The sequence below is a fragment of the Flavobacterium sp. KH_001 genome, assembly GCF_057840745.1.
Genome location: NZ_CM174520.1, coordinates 1,440,194 through 1,463,737 on the forward strand (window position 1 = coordinate 1,440,194; position 23,544 = coordinate 1,463,737).

Here is a 23,544-nt window from a genome sequence, read left to right on the forward strand (position 1 = left end):
TTTGGTTTAAAAGATTATTGTACTCCTATATCAACTTGATTTTGTAATTGTTACCCCATGAAATGAAAGTTATTTCAGATTCTTTTTCTAAATTAGCTATCAAAAAGTTTTTTTATGGGCGCAAATAAAATTCATCCTGACCAAATGTATATTGAAGGACTTGCTGCAAATGACTCGGCAATTATTCAGTCTATTTATAAAAAGTTCGTTCCCAAAGTCGTTTTTTTCGTCATGAATAATTCCGGCGATAAAGACCAGGCGCAGGACATTGTTCAGGAAGTGATGCTATTGCTTTTTAATCAGGCGAAAACCAATACCCTAAAATTAACCTGCCCATTTGATGCCTACTTCTTTCTATTGTGCAAAAGAAAATGGCTGAATGAGTTTAAAAAAACATCTAATAAAGGGGTAACAATTCATGAAGATATAGTATCTATGAATGAATCTGCAATCGAATTAATTGGACAAACAGAAGAATTTGACGAAAGGCAACAGCTTTTTGATACGATGTTTCAGAAACTGGGAGACAAATGTCAGGAACTCTTAAAACTAAGTTTTTCAATTAAATCGATGGAAGAAGTTGCTGAAAAACTCAACGTAACTTATGGTTATGTCCGTAAAAAGAAATCGTTGTGCGTAGGTCAGTTAACGCAGTGGATTCAGGAAGCTAAAAATTTTAATTCTCTAAAAAACAATTAGTCATGAACGAAGAACGCTATATATTATTTGATCAATATCTTCAAAGCGAAATGACTGCTGCCGAAAAAACTGATTTTGAAAAACAATTAGCCGAAGATCCGGAATTTGCTTCAGAATTTGAGACTTTTAAAGCAGTAGAGCTTCAATTGCAAAATAAATTTGGATTTGAAGCCGAAAGAGAAGCGTTTAAGGAAAATCTGAACCAAATTGCAGAAAAGCATTTCAATAAGGAAAAACCAAAAGTAGTATTGATGCGTCCGTGGTATTTAGCGGCGGCGGCCTCAGTTATTATTTTATTCGGATTGTTCTTTTTTGACTACAATCAAAATCCGTCTTTTAATGATTACAATCATCCCGGGCAAGCTCATTTTACAGAAAGAAGCACTACGGATATGCATCTTTTACAAGCAGAAAAAGCTTTTAATAGCAGAAAGTTTAAAGATGCGATTCTGTTTTTTGAAATGGCTTTAAAAGACAACAAAACACCAGAAGTTCAATATTATTACGGGGTTTCATTATTACAAATAAGCGAGTACCAAAAAGCAGAAGTAGTTTTTAATGAATTAAAAGCATCAAGTCCAATTTATAAAGACAAATCACTTTGGAATTTAGCTATAATGAAATTGAAGCAAAAAGATTATAAAGGCTGCAAGCAAATCCTGCAAACCATTTCTCAGGATTATGAGGATTATGATGAAGTTCAGGAGCTTTTGGATGCTTTAGATTAAAGTAGTTTCACAGAGATACACGAAGAATTTTCGCAGAGATTCGCAGAGTTTTAGACAGCTTTGCGATTTTTTTTTTGCCACAGATTGCCACAGATTAAAAAGATGAAGCTTTGTGATCTCTGCGAAATGTAGCATATCAAATTAAATCTTTGCGAATCTCTGTGAGAACTCTTTGTGCACTTTGTGGTAAAATCCTTTTTAGCCTTTACGTAAAACCGTAATTGAATTCAAATTTTAATAGTTACTTTCGAATTTATTTTATGCCAAAACACCCAAAACTATTTAAAATCTAACCTTTATTTAATGAAAAAAATTACCCTCTTTTTTCTTTTACTTATTACACAAATTACCTTTGGTCAAGCCAAAATTACAGAAACTGAAAAACTTGCTGCAACCTGCAAAGTTTGGGGTTTCTTAAAATATTATCACCCAAAAGTAGCCACTGGCGACTTTAATTGGGATCAACAACTTATGGATATTTTGCCTAAAATAGATAAAGCACAAACAAAAGCAGAATTTTCATTAGTTCTCGAAAACTGGATTGATGATCTTGGTCCTATAAAAGAAATAGCGCCAATTGTCACACCAAAAGATGTCGAATATTTTGATAAAAACTTCGATTTATCCTGGATAAACAGTAAAAAGTTATTTTCTAAAAAACTTTCAAAGAAACTGAAATTTATAGAAGAAAATAGATTTCTGGGAGAGCACTTTTACCTTTATGGTGTAGATGGGGTTGGGAATGTTGGTTTGAAAAATGAAAATACGAAGCATCCTGATTTTGCAGATAAAAACTCAAAACTTCGAATGGTATTTATGTATTGGAATTTAGTAGAATATTTTTTTCCTAGTAAATATCTAATGGATCAGAAATGGGATGTTACTTTAGAAAAAATAATACCGCTTGCAATTAAAGCAGATAATCAAGACGATTTTTATCTGGTAATGCAAAAAATGGTGTCTGGAATTAATGATAGTCATACAGAATTTTATACCTATTCATCTCCCAAAGTAAGAAATTATTTCCCTGGTAGCGGAAAGATAATTGATGAGAAACTGGTTGTTACAGAAATTTTGGCCGATAGTCTGGCTCAGGCTGATGATATAAAAGTAGGTACTGTAATTACTAAAATAAATGATAAAACCATAAAGGATCTTATCGCAGAAAACAGAGATTTGATTTGTGCTTCAAACGAACCTAAATATTTAGATAAACTGGCGAAGAAAATACTAAGGAGCAATACTTCAGACACAGTAAAAGTGGAATTTTTTAAAAATGAAAAGTATGTTACAAAGACAATGACCTGGTATGAGTATCATGATTCACACAGAAATGAATTTAAAAAAGGAGCACGAAAAAAGAAGGAAAAATTCAAGCTTTTAAATAATGATACCGGCTATGTTAATATGGGAGTTATAGGTGTCAAAAATATTCCCGACATGATTGAGGCACTAAAAAACACGAAGGCAATCATTTTTGATATGAGAAATTACCCAAAAGGTACTTTTGAAGCAATAGGAAATTTTTTAAACCCTCAGGAAAAGAAATTTGCTATTTATACTCATCCGGATTTGACTTATCCTGGAAGATGTAAATGGAGTGGCGGAACCTCAATGGGTTTTGATAACAAGGATTATTACAAAGGAAAAGTGGTCCTTTTATTAAATGAAGACGCTCAAAGTCAGGCAGAATGGACTGCAATGTGTTTTCAGACTTGTGGTCACGCTACAATTGTTGGAAGCCAAACGGCCGGTGCAGACGGAAATGTTTCGATATTTGACTTCCAGGGATTTAATACTAATTTCTCAGGAATTGGCGTTTACTATCCAGATAAGCGAGACACTCAAAGAATAGGAATCGTTCCGGATATTGAAGTAAAACCAACCATAAAGGGGATTCAGGAAGGAAAAGACGAGGTTTTAGATCGCGCTTTACTTTTTGTTGAGACGGGGAAATAACACATAGTTTGTTAGATTGAGGAACGAAGGGTCACACAAGAATCTAGACAAAGATTGGGGGTCTCTGTACAAAGTTACTTGCGGAGACTCCTCGTTCCTCCTTTAGATTTGCTTTTTGAAATTTAATTAAATTTATGATTGAGAAAGGAAGCAAAAGTAAACTATTCGTTCCTCTGAGTTTGTGACTCATATCTTGATTAAGACTTTCGCTTCCCTTTCATCAAAGACTCAGATAGAAATTTGGGCTAGAGACCCGTTATCAAGGAGTTGAGCTTATGATGAATTTCTCAAATCATTTGTTGAATCGTAAAAGCAAAGTTATGAAAAACATTATTATTGGCATTGATATCAGCAGTAAGACTTTAGATATCTGTATTAAAAATGAGACAGTAAGCTACTTTTCCATTGAAAATAAAGTACCTGTTATTAAACGTTTCTTGAAAAGCTACTCGGGAGAAAAGGTAATTATAGCTATGGAAAACACAGGCAGATATAATTGGAATCTGTTTGAAGTGCTTGAAAAATTTGATTTTAAAGTTTATGTAATATCAGCTTTACATATCAAAAAAAGTATAGGACTTGTTAGAGGTAAAAATGATAAAATTGATGCTCTTCGCATTTGTAATTTCATCGAAAAAAATCATCAGGAAAGCAGAGAATGGAAGCCAGGTTCTTGTTCGATTAAAAAGATAAAAATACTATTAACCGAAAGAGCTTCAAGAATAAAGATTAAAAAGCAGCTAATAGTGCAGCAGCATGATTACAAACTCATGAAAAGTATTGGCTTAGATAAACAGCTAAAAGACTTAAATATTAAGCTTATTAAAGATATTGACGTCCAAATTAAGATAATAGAAAATGATATTGAAAATATAATCCAAAACCAAGAGAGTCTTAATCAACAACAGAAATTGATTAAATCTGTTCCTGGAGTAGGTCAGGTTTTATCATGGACATTGTTGTCAAAAACAGAAGGATTCACAACTATAACTGATCCTAGGAAAATGGCATGTTACAGTGGAGTAGTTCCTTTTGATTTTCAATCTGGAACATCATTAAAAAGAAGGCCTGGAGTATCAATGCTTGCTGATAAAAATCTAAAAACTATTCTGCATCTGGCAGCGATGAGTGCGGTCCGATCAGATAATGATTTAAGAACATACTACATTAGAAAAGTTGATGAAGGAAAGAATAAAATGAGCGTTTTAAACGCTGTGAGAAATAAAATAATCCATCGAGTTTTTGCGGTAATAAAAAACCAAATCCCTTATCAAAAAGATTTGGTTTTATCATAGAAATCGACATAACAAGAGTGCGCTTAGATTATTATCAAATAAAAAACCCGTGTTCACCCGCGCTTTCATGAACTGAATCCATGTTATCCGTGTGACATTTCCTCAAGATTGGGAAAGTTTTTAATATTGTCGTAATTTTGGCTTTTTAAAAATTAGACCATTGAATTCAACACCCATAATTACCGATACCCATACTCATTTATATTCTGAAGAATTTGATCAGGACCGTAACGAAATGATGCAGAGGGCCATAAATGCCGGAGTAACGCGCTTTTTTATTCCAGCTATTGATGCTGCTGCCACGCAATCGATGTACGATCTAGAGCAAAATTATCCGGATTATGTTTTTTTGATGATGGGTTTGCACCCTACTTACGTGAAAGATAATTATGAAGAAGAATTAAAACACGTTGAAACCGAATTAGCAAGAAGAAAATTTTATGCTGTCGGCGAAATCGGAATCGATTTGTATTGGGATAAAACACACCTAAAAGAACAACAAATTGCTTTTAGAAGACAAATTCAATTGGCAAAACAATATAAATTACCCATCGTAATTCATTGTCGTGAAGCTTTTGATGAAATTTTTGAAGTTTTAGAAGAAGAAAAATCGGATGATTTGTTTGGAATTTTTCATTGTTTTACCGGAACTCACGAACAAGCTTTACAAGCAATATCCTATAATATGAAGTTAGGAATTGGCGGAGTGGTAACTTTTAAAAACGGAAAAATCGATCAGTTTTTAAATCAAATCGATTTAAAACATATTGTTTTAGAGACCGATTCTCCTTATTTGGCACCTATTCCGTACCGTGGAAAACGAAATGAAAGCAGTTATTTAGTCAATGTTTTGACAAAATTATCTTATATTTATAGTATTTCTGAAGAAGAAATTGCAGCAATTACAACACAAAACTCAAAAGACGTTTTTGGTATTTAATAGTCAACTAACAATACTTTAATTTTTTTTTTGTTCTTTTGCCCACCTAAATAAATATTTATAATGCAGAGATTTGATGCCATTCGACCGTTTTATGATTCAGAAATAAATGAAGCACTTCGTGATGTTGTGAATCATCCGATGATGAAAACCATGATGAACTTTACTTTTCCGGAAGTAGAAGATGAGGTTTGGAAAGAGCAGCTTAAAAAAACGCACTCAATTCGTGATTTTCAATGCAACTTTATTTATAATACAATACAAAAAGTTTTGGAGAAAAGTTCTGAAGGCCTTACAACTTCAGGATTCGAGAAACTTGAAAAAAATACTTCTTATTTATTTATTTCCAATCACAGAGATATTTTATTAGATACTACTTTGCTGAATGTTTGTTTATTCGAACATGGTTTAGTGATGACAGCATCTGCAATTGGAGACAATTTAGTTAAGAAAGCTTTCCTGAGTACTTTGGCAAAACTAAATAGAAACTTTTTGGTTTTAAGAGGTTTAACGCCAAGAGAAATGTTGCAGAGCTCTAAATTATTGTCTGAATATATGGGACAATTATTGCTTCGCGAAAATCGTTCGGTTTGGATTGCACAGCGTGAAGGACGTACCAAAGATGGAAATGACGAAACCAATCCAGGAGTTTTAAAAATGATCGGAATGGGTTCTGATGAAGCTAATTTGATGGATTATTTTAAGAAATTAAAAATTGTTCCGGTTTCAATTTCATACGAATACGATCCGACAGATGTTCTGAAAATGCCACAATTAATGGCAGAAGCAAAGAACGAGGTTTATATTAAAGAGAAAAACGAGGATTTCATGACCATTTTAAGTGGTATTATGGGAACCAAAAAAAGAATACATATTTCAGTTGGAGATGTTTTAGATACTGAAATTGATCAGATTGTTGCAGAGAATGACAATGCAAACAAACAAGTACAGGCTTTGGCACAAGTTATTGATGATTCTATTTTAAAGAGTTACCGATTATGGCCAACAAACTTTATTGCTTACGATATTTTAAACCAGACTGATAAATTTTCTCATTTGTACAGAGAAAGCGAAAAATCACTTTTTTTGCGTCGTTTAGAAATGCGTATCGGAAGCGATAATCCTGTTACCAGACAAGGATTTCTTTGTATGTATGCGAATCCTGTAGTGAATAAATTAAAATATCAGGATGTCATCTAAAGCTAAAATACTTTTAGTTTATACCGGAGGAACCATCGGTATGAGCAAGGATTTTGAAACGGGCGCACTCAAAGCATTCAACTTTGGAAAATTATTGCAAAAGATTCCGGAGATCAAACAATTAGATTGCGAAATTGAAACCGTTTCTTTTGAACACCCAATAGATTCATCGAACATGAATCCTGAAATGTGGACCAAAATTGCCACGATAATTGAGGATAATTATATTGCTTACGACGGATTTGTAGTACTTCACGGTTCAGATACCATGTCATATTCGGCTTCAGCATTGAGTTTTATGCTGGAGAATTTAACAAAACCAGTTGTCTTTACAGGTTCTCAATTACCAATTGGAGATTTGAGAACGGATGCTAAAGAAAACCTGATTACGGCAATTCAGATTGCTTCACTTCAGGAAAACGGAAAACCGGTTATTACGGAAGTTTGTCTGTATTTCGAATATAAATTATACCGAGGCAACCGAAGTTCAAAAGTAAATGCAGAACATTTTAAAGCTTTTACAGCACCAAATTATCCTGAATTGGTAGAATCTGGTGTGCATCTTAAATTAAACAGACATTTATTTTTGCCTGTAAAAGAAGACGCTAAATTGATTGTCCACAAGAATCTAGACAATCATGTAGCCATTATAAAAATGTTTCCCGGAATGAGCGAAGTTGTTTTGTCTTCCATTCTTGCTATCAAAGATTTAAAAGGAATTGTCCTTGAAACCTATGGCTCAGGAAATGCCCCCACTGAAGATTGGTTTTTGAATTTAATTCAGAAAGCCATTCAATCGGGCTTGCACATTGTAAACGTAACACAATGTTCAGGCGGAAGCGTCAATATGGGACAATACGAAACCAGTACGGCCTTAAAATCGTTAGGGGTTATTTCAGGAAAAGATATTACTACAGAAGCCGCAATTACAAAATTGATGTATTTGCTGGGACACAATATTCAACAGGAAAATTTTAAAACGATTTTTGAAACGGCTTTGCACGGTGAGATTTCGTTGTGATTTTTTCCACCATATAAGTGATATAAGGTTATTTAATTAAGCAAAAACGATCTAGTTTGTCATTCCGAAGAATGAGGACCCGAGCGATAGCGAACTGGCGAAGCAAATCCCCGCGAGTAGCTCCGTTCCTAATTGCCAATCTTTGTAGAGTTTCTTGCGGGGATTTGCTACGCCAGTTCGCTATCGCTCGAGTCTCCTCCGTCGAAATGACATACTTTATGTTTACGTTATGAATATTTATTGGAATTTCCCTTCCTAAGATTGGAATTTGGATTTTTTTTATTGGAATTTTTAAGGTTTAATCTTTATAACGAACTGGACAAGTCTCCAATTCTTCCTGAGAACTATGTCTCTTATAATAAACATACACAATCACTGAAATAATACAGATGATTCCCTGAATCGCTACCGTTTCTCGTGTTCCAATAATGTGTGAAACGTATCCAATTATTAAACTTCCCACAGGAATCATTCCCTGATAGGCCATTAAATAATAACTGATACTTCTCGAACGCATTTTTACGGTACTTTGAGTTTGTACATAAATGTTTATCGATGAAGTTTGTGCCATCATTCCAACACCGCTCAAAGCCATACAAATAAGCGCCACAGTCAAACTATTTGAATAGGCTAGTATAATGACACTAAAACCTAATAATAGACTCGCAGCGATCATTATTTTGTTCATATTGTCGGCTTTTTTAAGATTGGCCAAATAGATTGCAGATAAGATGGATCCAATTCCGGCAGCACTTTCAAACCAGCTGAAAGTTTGGGCATTCCCACTAAAAATATCTTTGGCAAAAACCGGCATCAAAGTATTGAAAGAAATTACAAATAAACTACTAACCATTAGCATCAGCAGCATTTTTGCCATATCCGTTTCTTTTTTGACGTAATCTAGACCTTCAATAAAATCATCCCACATTTTCAATTTGTCAGTTGCTTTAATGTGTGGTGTGATTTTCATCATCAACAAAGAAATCAAAACCGGAATATAGCTTAAGAAGTTTCCAATAAAACAAATGTCTTCTCCGTATTGGTGTAAAATAATTCCGGCTAAGGCTGGGCCTGCGATTCTGGCGAAATTATTTAAGGTTGAGTTTAAAGCGACGGCATTTGGTAAATCTTCTTTATCATTCACAATATCGATCATCATGGTTTGTCTACAGGTCATATCAAACGAATTGATAATTCCCTGAAAAAGACTTAAAGCCAGAATAAAGTTGATGTTGTATATCTTTAGATAAATCAATAAAGGCAAAGCTCCCGCCTGAAACATTGCCAAAGATTGCAACAAAATCATGCTTTTGTGTCTGTCGTAACGACCAATAATACTTCCGGCAATTGGTGCCAGAAATAAAGACGGAATCATACTTAAAAAAGTAGCTAATCCTAATAAAAAAACAGAACCTGTAACGCTGTAAACCATCCAACTTACAGCTGTTTTTTGAAGCCAGGTTCCGATAACAGAAACCGATTGTCCGTAGAAGAACAACTTGAAGTTTTTTGATTTTAGCGCTTTAAACATAACTCTTATTATTTTTTTACAAAGTTCGGGATTATGATTTCATTAGAAAAATTAATAATTTTACTGATAACAAGTAGTAAAACTTATCAATATGGAGATCTATCAATTGGAATATTTTATTAAAACAGCTGCCGTTTTGCATTTTACTAAAGCAGCGGAGTTATGTTTTGTAACCCAATCCGGACTTTCGCAGCAAATTAAAAAGTTAGAAGAAGAACTCGGAATGCCTTTGTTTGTAAGGATTGGAAAGAAAGTACAGCTTACTGAGGCCGGATCTGTTTTTTTAATTCATGCGAAACAAATTATAGAAAATGTACAGAGCGGCAAACAGGCAATAGATGATTTAAACCAGATGATTGGTGGAGAATTGCGAATTGGAGTAACCTATATTTTTGGGCTTTTGGTTTTGCCAATTGTCGATTTATTTGCCAAAACCTATCCACATTTAAAAATTGTTGTTGAATATGGCACAACTGAACCTTTGGAACAAAAACTGCTGAATAACGAATTGGACTTGGTTTTAGTCATTTCTTCGAATGAAATTGAATTACCCTTTCAAAAAGTGCCATTGTTTACTTCGAAGTTGGTTTTGGCGGTTTCAAAAACGCATCCTTTAGCGGTTTTAGACAAAATTTCCTTTAAGAAAATAGAAGATCTTCCGCTTATTTTACCTGTAAAAGGGTTTAATTCGAGGGAATTTCTTGATGAATTGTTTTTGAAAAACAATATGAAGCCTACCGTTTCGATTGAATTAAATGCGGTTCATGCTTTATTGCGATTAGTGGGTGATAGTGATTATTGGGCAACGATTGTAACCGAGAAAGCCCTAAAAGGCTGGGATAATATAAAAGCGATTAACATTACGGGAGTCGCAACACAAAGAGATTCGTTTATGTTAACGATAGAAGGGGCGTATCAAAAAAAGGCAGTAAAATTATTTATGGAAGAGTTTAGAAAAAGTATGTAAACTAATTTTTGATTTTGTTTTTGTAACTCAGTTTTTTTTGTGTTCTTTGCAGACCAATAAAGAGAGGTGTCCGAGTGGTTGAAGGAGCTAGCCTGGAAAGCTAGTATATGGGTAACTGTATCGAGGGTTCGAATCCCTTCCTCTCTGCAAAAAAATCCCTTATGATGATTCATAAGGGATTTTTGTTTTTTAGTAATTACTATAGTTTAATTTCAAACAAGCTAAAAGAACCTTCTTTATAATGTTCCGGTAACTCTTTTGTCCATTCGATAGTGCTAATTCCTTTGTAATCGAAACCGCAACTGGTGTAATATTTATTTATTCTTTCGTTTCCACTGTGAGTGTCAAGCCTAATGTATTGTTTATCATTTTCTTTGGCATAAATTTTAGCCCATTCTACAATTTTTGTGACATAAGACTGCCCTCTGAATTTTGGATTCGTCGCGATACGATGTAAATATATTGCAGGGTCTTTAGCTGCTTCTTTCCAGATAATCAAATCATTAAAAGTAATTACAAAGGTGCAGGCCACTTCATTTTCTTCCTTGATGATAAAATGACGATTTTCCGCTATTTCTTTTTCGATTAGTGCTCTTTCAAAACCTCTCCAGCTTTTATTATTGACGGTTTTTTGATAGGACGTAGCTTGGTTATAGATTTCGAAAACAGCATCGATATCTAGTTTTGTAGTTTTAAAAAATTCCATTATTGAGTTGTATTCTGTAGATTAATGAATTCTTCAAAGGTAAATTTTCAGCTGTTTAAAGTTTGGTAAATTGTATTAGTTTTAACTTTTTTTATCAGAGTTTAACCAAACCACATTTTGTTCTGATTCGTGATTTTGACCAATAATATCCCGATATAATTCTGGTCTTCTGGCTTTTATATACCGACTTCCGCCCGCTTGAAAGCATTTTTCAGGAGTAATTATGGCGGTCGCGAAAGAGTCATCAAAAGTTCGGCATTCAGCTAAAATATCTCCAAAAGGATCAAGAATCATAGAACAGCCATTTTTTAGTTGATCATCATCCATACCAATCGGATTAGAAAATATGGCATAAACAGCATTGTCGTATGCCCTCGCAGGCAACCATTTCATTAACCAGTCGCGACCTTTCATTCCGTCAAATTCTAGTCGTAAAGAAGTAGGATCTGCTTCACGGTTTTCCCAGAGTTGAGGTGCGACAAAACCAGCGCCCGGTCTGCTAGAAGGTGTACACATGGTTACGTGAGGCATGAAAATAATATCGGCGCCTAAAAGTTTTGTCGCCCGCACATTTTCGATAATATTGTTGTCATAGCATATTAAAATTCCACATTTCCAGCCCTCAATTTCAAAAACACAATATTCATCTCCAGCTGTGAGATATGGATTTATAAAGGGATGAAGTTTTCTGTATTTTGCAACTAAACCATTTTTGTTTACACAAACATAAGCTTTGAAAAGATTATCGCTTTTATCCTTTTCAAAAAGTCCGGCCAAAATTACGATATCATTTTTTTTGGCAATTTCGATCAGTTTTAAAACACTTTCTCCACTCGGAATGATTTCTGCCAGGTTCAACATTTGTTCCCTGGATAAATGTCTTGCAAACGTGTATCCTGTAATGGAACATTCATGAAAGGAAATAACATCGCAACCTTCATTGGAGGCCTTTTGCGAGAGTTTTTCGATGACAGATAAATTGTGTTTTTTATCGCCACTTTTGTTTTCAAATTGAGCGGCAGCTATTTTTAGGTTTTTCATTTTGAAGCTATTAATTGGAAGCAAAAATAGCAATAGGAAAAATCTATAAATTGTATAAAACCGACATTTTATACTTTTAGGGAAGGAAGGTTTTGAGGAGATTACTAGCGAGTTTTCCCGTATTATGTAAATATTCTGTTGGAGTGATTCCTGTTTGTTTTTTAAATTCTTTTATCAGATGCGATTGATCTGAAAATCCTGCATCATAACAAATTGCGGTCAGATTATGATCTTCGGTTTTGCATTTTAATAATTTTAGAAAATGATGTAGCCTAACAACATTGCCAAATTTCTTAGGATTCAATCCGATGCATTCCTTAAATTTTCTTTCAAGATGCCTTTCGGTATAACCGCTATGATCAACTAATTGTTTTACAGAAAAATATCCTTTATTGGCAAGAATAAAATCTAAAGAACTATTTATTATTAATTGGTTTGATTCTGACTTTTTAGAGATAAGAGTTCTAAAAAACTGATTTAGAAGTTTAATTTTCTCATCATTATTATTTTGTTCAGATAATCTTTCTTCCAGAGCAATACCTTTTTTACCAAAAATAGCATCTGTATTAATAATAGAGTCGTGAAATTCATTGGCCGGAATTTGTAATAACTGATTTATTCCGTTAGGTTGAAAAACGACAATTACTAAAGCAATTTCATTATCAGAATAAATATCTTTAAAACTATCGAGTTGTCCATACAAAAAAGAGTCTGGCAAATAGTTTTTTATTTCATGATTATTAATATCAGAAATGAGTTTGCTCTTTAAAGAAAATACAACACCCATATTGCCATCAGAGAACAAACGAAGTTTTTGAATCGTCGTTTCCTTATTATCTAAAAAAAGATAATGTTTGATATAGGGAAATAATTCTATTGATGGTAAAACTTGCATGAAAGATTTTAATCAAATTTAAAAAGAAATTCTGAATTTGTTTTAAATGATAAAAAACAAGGTTAATTTATCTCGAAATTCTGAAAAAACTAATTCTGTAAAGCCATTTTGACCTGAGGCAGTATACGGTCAACAAACATTTTATAGGCAGTTTCTGAAGGGTGTAATCCATCAGACGCGACTAAACTGGTATTGCTTAAACCTGTTCTTGTAATATCAGTAATAGAGATGAAAGTTACGCCTTTGCTTATGCAGTACCTCTCAGCAAAAGCATTGTATTGATCTATCTCATTCGAAATTTTCATTCGGTTTTCATAAGTATAATTAGCTGCAAAAGGAGTGTAGGCATAATCTGGAATGGAGAGTACAATAACATTGTTTTTATCGCCTTTGGCCAGGGAGATCGCTTTGTTTAATAATTGTGGAAATTCTTTTTCGTAGACAGAAAAATCCATATGCTGATATTGATTGTTTACGCCAATTAATAACGTAACCAAATCATAATTTGATTCTGGATTTTGTGTATTTATGGCCGAAATTAAATTAGAAGTTGTCCAGCCGGTTCGGGCAATTACTTTTAAAGAAAAACTGCTTCCCGGATAAATTGCTTTTAAGTTTGCTTTTAGTTGTTCAGGAAAGCGGCAGGTTTCGCAAACACTTTGTCCAATAGTATAACTGTCGCCTAAGGCTAAATAGTTGATAGAACTTGAAATTGGAGTAGTTGGAACCTGTGTAGTTGGAGGTTTGACAGGAGGTGGAGTAACAACATTACCTGCGCCTGATTCGTCAGCACTGCAGCTTAATAAAAATATTGAGAGTATAACAATAACTATCTGTTTGAAATGTGATTTCATAATTTGAATAAATTAGATTCTTGGTCATCTTAAACAAATAGTTACGTTAAATATAGTGATTTGGTTTTTATACCATTTCTGCTTTCATCACGATTTCTTCTTCAATGGCATTCCAAAGACCGATTCTTTTTTCCAGAGCAAGAATGGATATTTCTTCCACTTCTTTCCATTTTTGTGCATCATCTTCACATAAATCTGTGATCATCTGCATTGCCATTGGTCCGTGCTCATCTGCATCCAATTCTATATGTCGTTCAAAGTAATATAACAGTTTGCTTAGATCAGTTTCTGGCAGATTTTTTTGAAAGTTTTTTAAGATCGCAGTGAACATACTCGGAATTAAATCTTCTCTACCAAAAGTAAAAGCAGCAGCAATTTCATGTGGTTTCCCTTGTTCAATAACTCTGAAGGTAAAATCTAAAAAAGCTTTTACATCCGGATGTAAAGAGCTTTGTTTTATGGCCACAAAAATATTATGGAGAGAATGTACTTCTGATAAAAATTTATTGATTCCAGTAGTGTCAGCACCACAATCTTCCATTGCTTCAAGATACATTTCGTAATGACTTTGTCTTCTTCCGTCAATCGTTAAATCAGTTTCTTCGGCAAGAACAATTTCGTTGATCAAATATCTTGTTTCAGGATTTTTTGTAGCAAACCAAGGTGTTGTGGTACAGGTAAGTTTGGCTTGTAAAGCTTTTAATAATGACATAAAATCCCAAACAGCAAATACGTGATTTTCTAAGAAAATATGTAAATCATCAATGCTTTGGATTTTGTTGTATAAAGAATGTTGTAAAAGTTGCTCTTTTTGAGGTTGAATGCTATTGTTTATAGTTTCAATATTCATTTTTGGAATTTTTGTGCAAAGATAAAAAGCTTCTCGGTTAGAAGAAGCTTTTAGTATTGTTTTTGTATATAATTTAATAAATGTTTATTATTTAAATGCTGGAATTCCAGTTACATCCATACCGGTAATCAATAAATGGATGTCGTGAGTACCTTCATAAGTAATAACACTTTCAAGGTTCATCATGTGTCGCATAATCGAATATTCGCCTGTAATTCCCATTCCACCCAACATTTGTCTGGCTTCACGGGCAATATGAATCGCCATATCAACATTATTACGTTTTGCCATCGAAATCTGAGCAGTTGTCGCTTTTCCTTCGTTTCTCAAAACTCCTAAACGCCAGGTTAATAATTGCGCTTTTGTGATTTCGGTAATCATTTCGGCTAATTTTTTCTGTTGCAACTGAGTTCCTCCAATTGGTTTTCCAAATTGAATTCTTTCTTTAGCATAACGCAAAGCAGTATCGTAACAGTCCATTGCAGCACCAATTGCGCCCCATGCGATACCGTATCGGGCAGAATCTAAACAGCCAAGCGGTGCTCCTAATCCTGATTTATTTGGTAATAAATTTTCTTTTGGAACTTTTACATTATCAAAAATTAATTCACCGGTTGATGACGCACGAAGCGACCATTTATTATGTGTTTCGGGAGTTGTAAAACCTTCCATTCCGCGTTCAACGATTAAACCGTGAATTCTTCCGGTTTCATCTTTAGCCCAAACAATGGCAATATCAGCAAACGGAGCATTTGAAATCCACATTTTAGCACCATTTAAAAGATAATGATCTCCCATATCTTTAAAATTGGTAATCATGCTTCCGGGGTCAGAACCGTGGTCAGGTTCGGTTAAACCGAAACAGCCCATGAATTCTCCTGTTGCAAGTTTTGGCAGATACTTCATTCGCTGTTCTTCGTTTCCGTATTTCCAGATAGGATACATTACCAAAGACGATTGAACTGATGAAGTTGATCGTACACCAGAATCACCACGTTCAATTTCCTGCATAATCAAACCATACGAAATCTGGTCTAATCCTGCACCACCGTATTCATGTGGAATATAAGGTCCGAAGCCACCAATTTCTCCAAGTCCTTTTATAATTTGTTTAGGAAATTCGGCCTTTTGAGCGTACTCTTCTATAATTGGAGAAACTTCTCTTTTAACCCATGCACGTGCAGACTCGCGAACCAATTTGTGTTCGTCCGTCAATAGATCGTCAAGGTTGTAATAATCTGGAGCTTGAAATAAATCTGGTTTCATTTTTGATAGTTTTACTAAAACAAATTTACGCAATAAAAATATAACAAAACAATGATAAATTGTTATATTTTTTTAATTTCGTAACAAAATTAACAGGATTATACCAAATTAATTTTAGTTTATTGAAAATTTAAGCGTTATTTTTGAAATCCAAAAACACATAAATGAGGCTAATCATCTCTTTTTTACTACTTTTTGTTCTTAATATTGGTTTTGCTCAAAAAAAACAAATTAGCGAACAGGAGTATTTAGCGTTGCAAGCTAAAATTCGACTTCATTTTAATGCAAATGTCGACAGTGCCCTTGTATACGCCTACCAACTAGAGAAATCTAATAATAATAAACATCTTGCCTTTGCAAATGGTACTATGACTGTTTTTTTTCAGGTGAAGGGTAATACAAAAGAGTCAGAGAAAAGATATAAAAAAGCAATTTACTACCTTGAAAAGATAGAAGACTCCAGAGAACAGGCTCAGATGAAGTCGTATGTTTACAATTATGGAGGTATAGCAGAATTTAATAGAGGAAATTTTAGTAAAGCACTTGAAGATTATCAACAAGGTTTAAAGTTTTCAACTCAAATAGGAGATATCAAACAAATGGTTAAGCTTAAAGCTAATATTGCTTTACTTAATGAAGCGGTTGGTAATTACCAGTTAACGATTAAAAATCTAAAATATCTTAATGAATTTGTCGATCAAAATGAAGGTGTTTTTACCAAAGAAGAATTGCTGAATTATAAAAGCAATAACAATCGTGGTTTGGGGACTGCTTATGAAAGCTACTTCATGAAAAATTTAAGTAAAAAATATTTGCTTGATTCTGCAGAGTACTATTATAAAAAAACAATCAATTATTCTCAAAGTTTTGCAGACAATAAAGTTTCTGCACAACTGAGTTTGGGAAATGTATACAATTGGAAAAACGATTTTAAAAGTGCCGAGAAAACCTATTATGATGTTATTTTTTTGGCACAACAAAATAATATGACAAGTATATTATGTACAGCAAATTACAATTTAGGAGATATTTATTACACCACTAAAAAATATGATAAAGCATTAGTCTTTTTTAAAAAGTGTGATTCAATTGCGGCAATTACAAAAACAAACGATATAGATTATTTAAAGTCTAATTATTATCAGGCTAAAATTTATAATATTCTTAAACGACCAGATCTGGCCTATAAGCATTCTAAGATTTATTTGGATAATTACGAACCTCTTGAAGCAAAATTAACCGAACAGGCTTTAGAAGTAAATTATAAGCAAGGCGTAGGAGATCTTACAAATGAAATGGTCTCAATTGAGAAAAAATATAAAAATGACGTTTTTTTAAATAGGGGGCTAAAAGTTTTTTATGTATTAATGTTTATTGGAATTGTTTTTTTATTGATTAAAAATATAAGAGATAAAAATAAAGCTAACAAGAAAATGAATGCTTTGATTGAGGAATTTAAAGCAAATATTGAAAAGAGAAATAATCCTGAATTAGAAATTGCAGAAGAAGAAACAATATTTGAACATGAAGAAATTCAGCTTAAAAAGGAGAATGTTAATTTAAGTATTGATGAGGCTAAAGAGAATAAAATAGTTGAAAAATTATTAGCACTTGAAAGTAAACATGAATATTTGAATGCTGATTTTACATTGCCTTATGTTGCAAAAAAAATAAAAACAAATACAACTTATTTATCTTATGTTGTGAATAAGCGATTTGGTAAATCTTTTGGTGAATACTCCAATGAACTAAAAATTAATTATGTAATCAACGAAATGATTACCAATCACATGTATAGGAAATATTCTACGCAGGCTATTGCCGAAAGTGTAGGATTTAAGAATGCAGTATCTTTTGCAAAATCTTTCCGTAAAAGGACTGGTGTATCTCCGGCTCAATTTGCCAGTAATATTTAGTTTCGTTGATGTTCCGGATTGCCTCTATTCTTTCAAAAACAAATTTAATGAGACCAATCGTATGTTTGTTGTCTTTTTTTGTTTTCAATTTGGCTTTTTCTCAGCAGAAAAATACGCTGATTGAGGATGATTACGAAATATTACAGAGTAAAATCCGATTTTATTTTAATAGTTCTGTTGATCGTGCCATGCCGTATGCCGAACAAATGGCGAAATCTACTAATTACGAACATTTAGCATTTGCAAATGCTGCTATGACTGTTTTCTTTCAGGCAAAAGGTAATATGAAAGAATCGCAGAAAAGATACAAAGCCGCACTTTATTATCTTGATAAAATGCAGGATTCCCGCAGTAAGATACAAATGAAGTCATATGTTTATAATTATGGAGCGATAGCAGAAGCAAATAGAGGTAATTATGGTAAAGCTTTTGAAAAATATCAATTTGCTTTGAAATATGCTGATCAAATAGCTGATGTAAAACAGGTTGTAAAGATTAGAGGGAATATTGCAATATTAAATGAAGCAATAGGGAATTATAAGTTATCTATAAAAAACCTAAAGTATCTGATTAACTTTATTAATGAAAATGAAGATATATTTACTAACGTAGAATTATTGAATCAGAAAAGTAATTTTAATAGAGGACTAGGGAGTGCTTATGAAAGTTACTTCATGAAAAATTTAAATAAAAGATACTTACTTGATTCTGCAGAATATTATTATAAGGAAACAGTTGTTTATTCCGAAAATTTTACCCAAAATAAAATATCTGCAAAATTGAGTTTAGGAAATGTTTACAGCTGGAAAAGCGATTTTAAGAATGCTGAAAAAATGTATTTTGATGTTGTTTCGTTGGCACAGAGAAATAATGAAATGAATTCATTATCGATTGCTAATTACAATTTAGCCGATGTTTACTATTCAACTAAAAGATATAAGAAAGCATTGGTCTTTTATAAGAAGTCTGATTCCATCGCAGAAATTTCGGGTAATACACTAAATACAATTGATTATTTAAAATCTAATTTTTATCAGGCCAAAATTTATACTATTCTAAAAGAACCAGATTTAGCTTATAAACACTCTAAGATTTATTTGGACAATTATGAGAAATTCGAAGCTAAAATGAGCAAAGAAGCTTTAGAGGTAAACTATAAGCAGGGTACAGGTAAGTTAACTGGTGAAATGCTTTCTATTGAGAGAAAATATAAAAGAGATCTTTTTTGGAGTAGAATACTTGTTGGAATTTATGTGCTTTTATTTCTTGGAATTGTATTTTTTCTGATCAAAAACATAAAGAATAAAAAAATAGCCCACAAAAGTATGATCGGTTTAATTGAAGAATCTAAAACGGAAAAGGTGGAAATGAGTAATAAAACAGAAGATTAATTTTCAAAATAAATTTTATGAAGCGAATTTATTGTTTCTTCTTCTTCTTCTTTGTCTTTACTATTACATTTTCTCAACAGAAGAATACTTTAATAGAAGATGATTATGAAATATTGAAGGATAAAATTCGCCTTTACTTTAACGCCTCTGTTGATCGTTCCCTGGTCTATGCCGAGCAAATGGCAAAGTCCAGTAATTATGAACATTTGGCTTTTGCCAATGGGGCAATGGCTAGTTTGCTGCAATCGAAAGGTGAAACGGAAAAATCTAAAGAAAAATACAAGTTAGCACTTAGTTATTTAGCCAAAATGCCAGACTCTAAAGAGAAAAAACGTGTTACAGCCGATGTTTATAATAATGGAGGATTAGCAGAATGGTACAGAGGAAATCATGCGGCTGCATTGGAAATATTTCAATCGGGAATTAAAGTTTCGTCGCAACTAGGAGATATTAAACAAATTGTAAAATTTAAGGCCAATATTGCATTGCTCAATGAATCTGTTGGGAATTACCAATTAGCAATCAAAAACGACAGAGAAATTATTGATTTTGTAGATAAAAATGAAAATCTGTTTACTAGTGCAGAACTTTTAAATAGAAGAAGTAATGTATATCTTGGTCTGGGAAGTGCTTATGAAGCGTATTATATTGATAAACGAAGAATGAAACTATTAGATTCTTCTGAATATTTTTATAAAAAGGCAATTGAATATTCTGGTAACTTTCCTTATACCGAAGCAACTTCCAAGTTAAGTTTAGGAAATATTGCGAGTTGGAGAAATGAGTACAAAAACGCAGAGAGAATATATTTTGAGGTTGTAAATCTGGCGCTAAAAAATAAACAGCTTGATTTATTAAGCTCCGCTTATTATAATCTAGGAGATCTTTTTCAATCAAATGGGAAATATTACAAAGCATTGCCCTTTTTTAAAAAAACGGATTCACTTCAAGTTTTACACCATTCAAATGAAATCTCTTATTTAAGATCTAATTACTATCAGGCAAGAATTTACAATAAGCTGAATATGCCTGAACTTGCTCATAAGCATTCCAAAATTTATTTGGATCTTTTTGATAAACTTGAAGGAAAATTGAATGAAGAAAGAGTAAAAGTAAATTATAAACAAGGAGAAGATAATCTTACAGCCGAAATGCTCTCTATTGATAAAAAGTATAAAGAAGATCTTTTTTTGTCAAGATTTATTAATGGTTTTTATGTCTTTCTATTTATGGGAACCGTTTTTTTTCTGATTAAGAACATAAGAGATAAAAAGAAAATGCGTAAAAAAATGGTCGAACTATTTGCTAATGGTCAGGTAAAATGATGAACCTGAGTAGCCGTGTGAGGAAATCGTTTATGCTAAAACCAATAAATACAACAAAAGAAAAATCAATTTAATGTATAAACTAAGCTTATGTTTAAATTTCACTGTTGAACAGTGTATTGACAAAAAATATAGTGATTAAACAATCATTTTTAATCTTTTTTATAAAATTATATCGCAAATTCAGCTGGATTCCAACTGAATTTGCGATATAATTTATTTTGTAATTTAGATTAAGTGTATGGGTAAGTTTTACATTAACCATGGGTACCACCACCTTTTCCAGGTTGGTTAGGGTCAGTTGGCGGGTTCTCTACATCATCTCCTCCTCGAACCGTTTTTTGTTGGTTTTTAGATAATTTCTCTGCCTCAAAATCTTCGAATTTTAATTTCATATTTGCCATGATATTGTGTGTTAGAATTAGTGTATATCAAAACTAGACAAAAAGGAAAACGCTTCATCGAGAATAGGCTTTTGCAAGTTTTTGCGAAACACTTTTGATTGTAATTAATTAATAATCAACACATTATATCTGTCAATAAGACTGATATAATTTATAAATTGTATGTAGTATAATTGATAAAATGTGTGCCTTCAGCGTTTTATTCTGGATAAAAACACTAATCTTTGTAGTGTAATTATGATTTTAAACGATCCGAAAAGATGTTAAAACTTGTCCAAAAATTTCTACAGATAAATAGATACTCAGAGATAAAAAATGAGTTTAAGGATTTGTTTCTTTCTCATCCAAATTATCCAAGTTTATTTGCGATAACAGATTCGTTAGATCTTTTATCAATAGAAAACGCAGCAATAAGAGTTCCGAAAGAGCAGATCGTAGATTTGCCGGCAAATTTTTTAGCTTATTTTCAGGACGAACTTATTTTAGTAGAAAAAGCTAAAAATGATGTTCGTGTTACAACCGAGAAAAAAGGACCACATAAAATGGCTTACGAAAAATTCCTTTTAGATTGGAATGGCGTAATTGTAGCGATCGAACCAAATAATGTAATCGCAAGAGAAAATCTAAAAGTAGAATTTAATTGGTTAAAATATTCTCTCCCTCTTTTTCTTTTAGTGGGCTTGTCGTTTTTTTATAATACGTATAGCTTGTTTAGTCTTGCTTTTTTAACAACATCTATATTAGGACTTATTGTTAGTATACTTATTGTACAGGAGAAATTAGGTTTTAAAAATACGATGATCTCGAAGTTTTGCAATCTGAGTTCAAATTCTTCATGTAATTCTGTTATTAATGCTAATGAAGGAACTGAAAACAAATTGCTTAATTTTTCAGATTTACCTCTTATTTTTTTCGGTTCAAGTTTGATTGCAATTTTAGTGAAGCCTTTTGATTCAGCAATATTTATCGGATTTTTAAGTTTGCTCGCTATTCCCGTTATAGTATCATCTATTTGGATTCAGAAATTTGAGATTCAAAAATGGTGTGTAATGTGCCTCGTAGTTTCGTTCTTAATTTTTACGCAAAGTGCTATATGGTTTGCATCAGACTTTTTTACATTGACTTTTGCATTTGAGAGTATGTTTCCATTTTTATTTTCTTTGGCTCTTCTTGTGCCAATGTGGCTTATTGCAAAACCAATGATTAAAAACATGCTCAAAAGTGATAACTCACTTAAAGAGCTTAAAAAATTCAAAAGAAATTATTCACTATTAAATTTCCTGTCTCGAAAAGTTATAAATACAAATGGATTTGATGATTTAAGAGGTCTGAATTTTGGTAATAGAAATGCAGCAGTAAAACTGTCTGTAATTATCAGTCCAAGTTGTGGTCTATGCAATACCACATTTCAGGAAGCATTCGATTTGGTTTTGAAATTTCCGGATAGAATATTTTTAAAAGTCTTATTTAATATCAACCCGGAAAATACAGATAATCCTTATAAAGCGGTTGTAGAAAGATTATTGACCATAAACAGATCTACACCAGGAAAAACGGTTGAAGCTATTTCAGACTGGCATATTAAGAAGATGAGTCTTAAAAAATGGCTTAAAAAATGGCATGTTGAATCAGTAAGTATGATGATTAATCAGGAGATTAATAAACAGTATGAATGGTGTTCGAAAAATAATTTTAATTATACACCGGTTAAAATTGTAAATGAAAGATTATTTCCGAACGAATATGAGCTAAACGAGCTGAAATATTTTCTAAACGATTATGTAGAAGATGTTGAGATTCTCGAAAAAATCGCCTAACAGGAGAAAGCAGACAGAATCTTCAAATGTCTTAAAACGATTGGAGCCTAAAACTTAGAACTTATGTTAAAGAATATTCTAAACCTTGAAGGAACTCAGGAATTAACAGCAAATGAGCAAAAAATGATTATTGCTAACAATGTTAAAGAAGCATCTCCAAGATGCGAGGCCTGGATTAATGAAGAAGATTGTACATCGTATTCTGATCGAAGAGAGTTGTGGCAATTAAATTGATTCAAAATTAAAACATAACAGCCATGTTAAAGAAAATTTTAAATCTAAAAAATGCTCAGCATATAAGTAAAAGTGAGCAAAAGACAATAAAAGGAGGAATTCCTGAATGTTGGATTTATGCGATAGAAGCGGGATGTGTTTTAGTGCCAGTTGGCGAACCGTGCCCTGTAGATAAAATGCCGGGTATTTGCGATACAAGTCGTCTATGCTGTTGATTTTAATTTTTTTTGCAAGTATACAATATAAAGCCTTATCAGAAATTTAGTCATGTTTTTTTTTGAATTTGTAGGCGCTCGATCGTGGAACATTGAGCAAATATCCCAACATTGATGATTGGTGTCGGGATTCTCAGGAAATTGGTCGCTGTGTTAATTTTATTTGGTTAGGGTTAGCCAGTGCCATGTCCTAGAGAAAGGTTGTATTGCTTTTTGTTAGACATTGTTTTTAAATAATATAGATCCTTGAATTTAAGAGTAAATTCAAATTTGTTATTATGTTATGAATA

The 23,544-nt window shown here is 32.7% G+C and carries 22 protein-coding genes and 1 tRNA gene; 15 read left to right on the plus strand and 8 right to left on the minus strand.

Going from position 1 to position 23,544, the window contains the following annotated elements:
- Positions 1 to 114 precede the first annotated feature (114 nt).
- From AC3ITQ_RS06350 to AC3ITQ_RS06380, 7 genes are all read left to right on the plus strand, one after another.
- Positions 115 to 699, plus strand: coding sequence for an RNA polymerase sigma factor (locus AC3ITQ_RS06350; RefSeq protein WP_375030723.1), 585 nt, complete (start codon positions 115 to 117; stop codon positions 697 to 699).
- A gap of 2 nt (positions 700 to 701) precedes the next feature.
- Positions 702 to 1,427: a tetratricopeptide repeat protein gene (locus tag AC3ITQ_RS06355; RefSeq protein ID WP_489237400.1), complete on the plus strand. Its 726-nt coding sequence runs from the start codon at positions 702 to 704 to the stop codon at positions 1,425 to 1,427.
- 303 nt (positions 1,428 to 1,730) lie between these two features.
- Positions 1,731 to 3,386 (plus strand): S41 family peptidase, encoded by a 1,656-nt coding sequence (locus tag AC3ITQ_RS06360; protein WP_489237402.1) that lies wholly within the window; start codon positions 1,731 to 1,733, stop codon positions 3,384 to 3,386.
- Between the two features lie 320 nt (positions 3,387 to 3,706).
- On the plus strand, positions 3,707 to 4,681 hold the full coding sequence (locus AC3ITQ_RS06365; RefSeq protein ID WP_489235457.1) for an IS110 family RNA-guided transposase: 975 nt from the start codon (positions 3,707 to 3,709) through the stop codon (positions 4,679 to 4,681).
- 160 nt (positions 4,682 to 4,841) lie between these two features.
- Positions 4,842 to 5,621, plus strand: a complete 780-nt coding sequence (locus tag AC3ITQ_RS06370) for a TatD family hydrolase (RefSeq protein ID WP_489237404.1) — start codon at positions 4,842 to 4,844, stop codon at positions 5,619 to 5,621.
- Between the two features lie 63 nt (positions 5,622 to 5,684).
- Complete coding sequence (locus tag AC3ITQ_RS06375; protein WP_489237406.1) at positions 5,685 to 6,821, plus strand: 1-acyl-sn-glycerol-3-phosphate acyltransferase; 1,137 nt, start codon at positions 5,685 to 5,687, stop codon at positions 6,819 to 6,821.
- Positions 6,811 to 7,842 (plus strand): asparaginase, encoded by a 1,032-nt coding sequence (locus AC3ITQ_RS06380; protein WP_489237408.1) that lies wholly within the window; start codon positions 6,811 to 6,813, stop codon positions 7,840 to 7,842. Before AC3ITQ_RS06375 ends, AC3ITQ_RS06380 begins: the two co-directional genes overlap by 11 nt.
- Positions 7,843 to 8,140: 298 nt before the next feature.
- Here AC3ITQ_RS06380 and AC3ITQ_RS06385 read toward each other — a convergent pair whose 3' ends face one another.
- On the minus strand, positions 8,141 to 9,373 hold the full coding sequence (locus AC3ITQ_RS06385; protein WP_489237410.1) for an MFS transporter: 1,233 nt from the start codon (positions 9,371 to 9,373) through the stop codon (positions 8,141 to 8,143).
- Between the two features lie 91 nt (positions 9,374 to 9,464).
- Between AC3ITQ_RS06385 and AC3ITQ_RS06390 the strand changes: the two genes are divergently transcribed.
- Together AC3ITQ_RS06390 and AC3ITQ_RS06395 are read left to right on the plus strand one after the other, a co-directional pair.
- Complete coding sequence (locus tag AC3ITQ_RS06390; protein ID WP_072970227.1) at positions 9,465 to 10,340, plus strand: LysR substrate-binding domain-containing protein; 876 nt, start codon at positions 9,465 to 9,467, stop codon at positions 10,338 to 10,340.
- 60 nt (positions 10,341 to 10,400) lie between these two features.
- Positions 10,401 to 10,487, plus strand: a tRNA-Ser gene (locus AC3ITQ_RS06395).
- A 52-nt stretch (positions 10,488 to 10,539) separates the two neighbouring features.
- On the opposite strand, the gene AC3ITQ_RS06400 is transcribed toward AC3ITQ_RS06395, so the two are convergent.
- From AC3ITQ_RS06400 to AC3ITQ_RS06425, 6 genes are all read right to left on the minus strand, one after another.
- Complete coding sequence (locus AC3ITQ_RS06400) at positions 10,540 to 11,046, minus strand: GNAT family N-acetyltransferase (protein WP_489237412.1); 507 nt, start codon at positions 11,044 to 11,046, stop codon at positions 10,540 to 10,542.
- Between the two features lie 81 nt (positions 11,047 to 11,127).
- The gene (locus AC3ITQ_RS06405; RefSeq protein WP_489237414.1) at positions 11,128 to 12,087 is read right to left on the minus strand and encodes a nitrilase family protein; all 960 of its coding nucleotides are present in this window, start codon (positions 12,085 to 12,087) and stop codon (positions 11,128 to 11,130) included.
- Between the two features lie 76 nt (positions 12,088 to 12,163).
- Entirely contained in the window at positions 12,164 to 12,982 is an 819-nt protein-coding gene (locus tag AC3ITQ_RS06410) for a helix-turn-helix domain-containing protein (protein WP_489237416.1), read from the minus strand.
- An 89-nt stretch (positions 12,983 to 13,071) separates the two neighbouring features.
- Positions 13,072 to 13,836 (minus strand): SGNH/GDSL hydrolase family protein, encoded by a 765-nt coding sequence (locus AC3ITQ_RS06415; RefSeq protein WP_489237418.1) that lies wholly within the window; start codon positions 13,834 to 13,836, stop codon positions 13,072 to 13,074.
- A 67-nt stretch (positions 13,837 to 13,903) separates the two neighbouring features.
- A complete protein-coding gene (locus AC3ITQ_RS06420; protein WP_072970230.1) occupies positions 13,904 to 14,686 on the minus strand; it encodes a DUF3050 domain-containing protein in 783 nt (260 codons plus the stop codon).
- A gap of 87 nt (positions 14,687 to 14,773) precedes the next feature.
- Positions 14,774 to 15,952, minus strand: a complete 1,179-nt coding sequence (locus tag AC3ITQ_RS06425) for an acyl-CoA dehydrogenase family protein (protein ID WP_072970231.1) — start codon at positions 15,950 to 15,952, stop codon at positions 14,774 to 14,776.
- A gap of 164 nt (positions 15,953 to 16,116) precedes the next feature.
- Here AC3ITQ_RS06425 and AC3ITQ_RS06430 point away from each other — a divergent pair, with 164 nt between their 5' ends.
- From AC3ITQ_RS06430 to AC3ITQ_RS06440, 3 genes are read left to right on the plus strand one after another with little or no spacing between them, the layout of a single operon-like run.
- Entirely contained in the window at positions 16,117 to 17,868 is a 1,752-nt protein-coding gene (locus AC3ITQ_RS06430) for a helix-turn-helix domain-containing protein (protein ID WP_489237421.1), read from the plus strand.
- A gap of 47 nt (positions 17,869 to 17,915) precedes the next feature.
- The gene (locus AC3ITQ_RS06435; protein WP_489237422.1) at positions 17,916 to 19,259 is read left to right on the plus strand and encodes a tetratricopeptide repeat protein; all 1,344 of its coding nucleotides are present in this window, start codon (positions 17,916 to 17,918) and stop codon (positions 19,257 to 19,259) included.
- A 17-nt stretch (positions 19,260 to 19,276) separates the two neighbouring features.
- A complete protein-coding gene (locus AC3ITQ_RS06440; RefSeq protein WP_489237424.1) occupies positions 19,277 to 20,584 on the plus strand; it encodes a tetratricopeptide repeat protein in 1,308 nt (435 codons plus the stop codon).
- A 257-nt stretch (positions 20,585 to 20,841) separates the two neighbouring features.
- Here AC3ITQ_RS06440 and AC3ITQ_RS06445 read toward each other — a convergent pair whose 3' ends face one another.
- Positions 20,842 to 20,988: an rSAM-modified peptide gene (locus tag AC3ITQ_RS06445; RefSeq protein WP_489237426.1), complete on the minus strand. Its 147-nt coding sequence runs from the start codon at positions 20,986 to 20,988 to the stop codon at positions 20,842 to 20,844.
- Positions 20,989 to 21,248: 260 nt separating this feature from the next.
- Between AC3ITQ_RS06445 and AC3ITQ_RS06450 the strand changes: the two genes are divergently transcribed.
- From AC3ITQ_RS06450 to AC3ITQ_RS06460, 3 genes are all read left to right on the plus strand, one after another.
- Positions 21,249 to 22,805, plus strand: a complete 1,557-nt coding sequence (locus AC3ITQ_RS06450) for a vitamin K epoxide reductase family protein (protein ID WP_489237427.1) — start codon at positions 21,249 to 21,251, stop codon at positions 22,803 to 22,805.
- A gap of 63 nt (positions 22,806 to 22,868) precedes the next feature.
- Positions 22,869 to 23,039 carry a hypothetical protein gene (locus AC3ITQ_RS06455; protein ID WP_194656196.1) on the plus strand — a complete coding sequence of 57 codons (171 nt, stop codon included), beginning with the start codon at positions 22,869 to 22,871 and terminating at the stop codon, positions 23,037 to 23,039.
- 23 nt (positions 23,040 to 23,062) lie between these two features.
- Complete coding sequence (locus AC3ITQ_RS06460; protein ID WP_194656195.1) at positions 23,063 to 23,254, plus strand: hypothetical protein; 192 nt, start codon at positions 23,063 to 23,065, stop codon at positions 23,252 to 23,254.
- Positions 23,255 to 23,544: the final 290 nt, after the last annotated feature.

What these genes read in the sequence shown, in the direction of transcription:
- AC3ITQ_RS06405 (WP_489237414.1), bottom strand. Translation starts at nt 12,087, where the DNA reads ATGAAAAACCTAAAAATAGCTGCCGCTCAATTTGAAAACAAAAGTGGC.
- AC3ITQ_RS06450 (WP_489237427.1), top strand. Translation starts at nt 21,249, where the DNA reads ATGTTAAAACTTGTCCAAAAATTTCTACAGATAAATAGATACTCAGAG.
- AC3ITQ_RS06435 (WP_489237422.1), top strand. Translation starts at nt 17,916, where the DNA reads ATGAGACCAATCGTATGTTTGTTGTCTTTTTTTGTTTTCAATTTGGCT.
- AC3ITQ_RS06350 (WP_375030723.1), top strand. Translation starts at nt 115, where the DNA reads ATGGGCGCAAATAAAATTCATCCTGACCAAATGTATATTGAAGGACTT.
- AC3ITQ_RS06355 (WP_489237400.1), top strand. Translation starts at nt 702, where the DNA reads ATGAACGAAGAACGCTATATATTATTTGATCAATATCTTCAAAGCGAA.
- AC3ITQ_RS06385 (WP_489237410.1), bottom strand. Translation starts at nt 9,373, where the DNA reads ATGTTTAAAGCGCTAAAATCAAAAAACTTCAAGTTGTTCTTCTACGGA.
- AC3ITQ_RS06420 (WP_072970230.1), bottom strand. Translation starts at nt 14,686, where the DNA reads ATGAATATTGAAACTATAAACAATAGCATTCAACCTCAAAAAGAGCAA.
- AC3ITQ_RS06460 (WP_194656195.1), top strand. Translation starts at nt 23,063, where the DNA reads ATGTTAAAGAAAATTTTAAATCTAAAAAATGCTCAGCATATAAGTAAA.
- AC3ITQ_RS06365 (WP_489235457.1), top strand. Translation starts at nt 3,707, where the DNA reads ATGAAAAACATTATTATTGGCATTGATATCAGCAGTAAGACTTTAGAT.
- AC3ITQ_RS06390 (WP_072970227.1), top strand. Translation starts at nt 9,465, where the DNA reads ATGGAGATCTATCAATTGGAATATTTTATTAAAACAGCTGCCGTTTTG.
- AC3ITQ_RS06430 (WP_489237421.1), top strand. Translation starts at nt 16,117, where the DNA reads ATGAGGCTAATCATCTCTTTTTTACTACTTTTTGTTCTTAATATTGGT.
- AC3ITQ_RS06455 (WP_194656196.1), top strand. Translation starts at nt 22,869, where the DNA reads ATGTTAAAGAATATTCTAAACCTTGAAGGAACTCAGGAATTAACAGCA.
- AC3ITQ_RS06425 (WP_072970231.1), bottom strand. Translation starts at nt 15,952, where the DNA reads ATGAAACCAGATTTATTTCAAGCTCCAGATTATTACAACCTTGACGAT.
- AC3ITQ_RS06440 (WP_489237424.1), top strand. Translation starts at nt 19,277, where the DNA reads ATGAAGCGAATTTATTGTTTCTTCTTCTTCTTCTTTGTCTTTACTATT.
- AC3ITQ_RS06410 (WP_489237416.1), bottom strand. Translation starts at nt 12,982, where the DNA reads ATGCAAGTTTTACCATCAATAGAATTATTTCCCTATATCAAACATTAT.
- AC3ITQ_RS06375 (WP_489237406.1), top strand. Translation starts at nt 5,685, where the DNA reads ATGCAGAGATTTGATGCCATTCGACCGTTTTATGATTCAGAAATAAAT.
- AC3ITQ_RS06415 (WP_489237418.1), bottom strand. Translation starts at nt 13,836, where the DNA reads ATGAAATCACATTTCAAACAGATAGTTATTGTTATACTCTCAATATTT.
- AC3ITQ_RS06380 (WP_489237408.1), top strand. Translation starts at nt 6,811, where the DNA reads ATGTCATCTAAAGCTAAAATACTTTTAGTTTATACCGGAGGAACCATC.
- AC3ITQ_RS06445 (WP_489237426.1), bottom strand. Translation starts at nt 20,988, where the DNA reads ATGGCAAATATGAAATTAAAATTCGAAGATTTTGAGGCAGAGAAATTA.
- AC3ITQ_RS06360 (WP_489237402.1), top strand. Translation starts at nt 1,731, where the DNA reads ATGAAAAAAATTACCCTCTTTTTTCTTTTACTTATTACACAAATTACC.
- AC3ITQ_RS06400 (WP_489237412.1), bottom strand. Translation starts at nt 11,046, where the DNA reads ATGGAATTTTTTAAAACTACAAAACTAGATATCGATGCTGTTTTCGAA.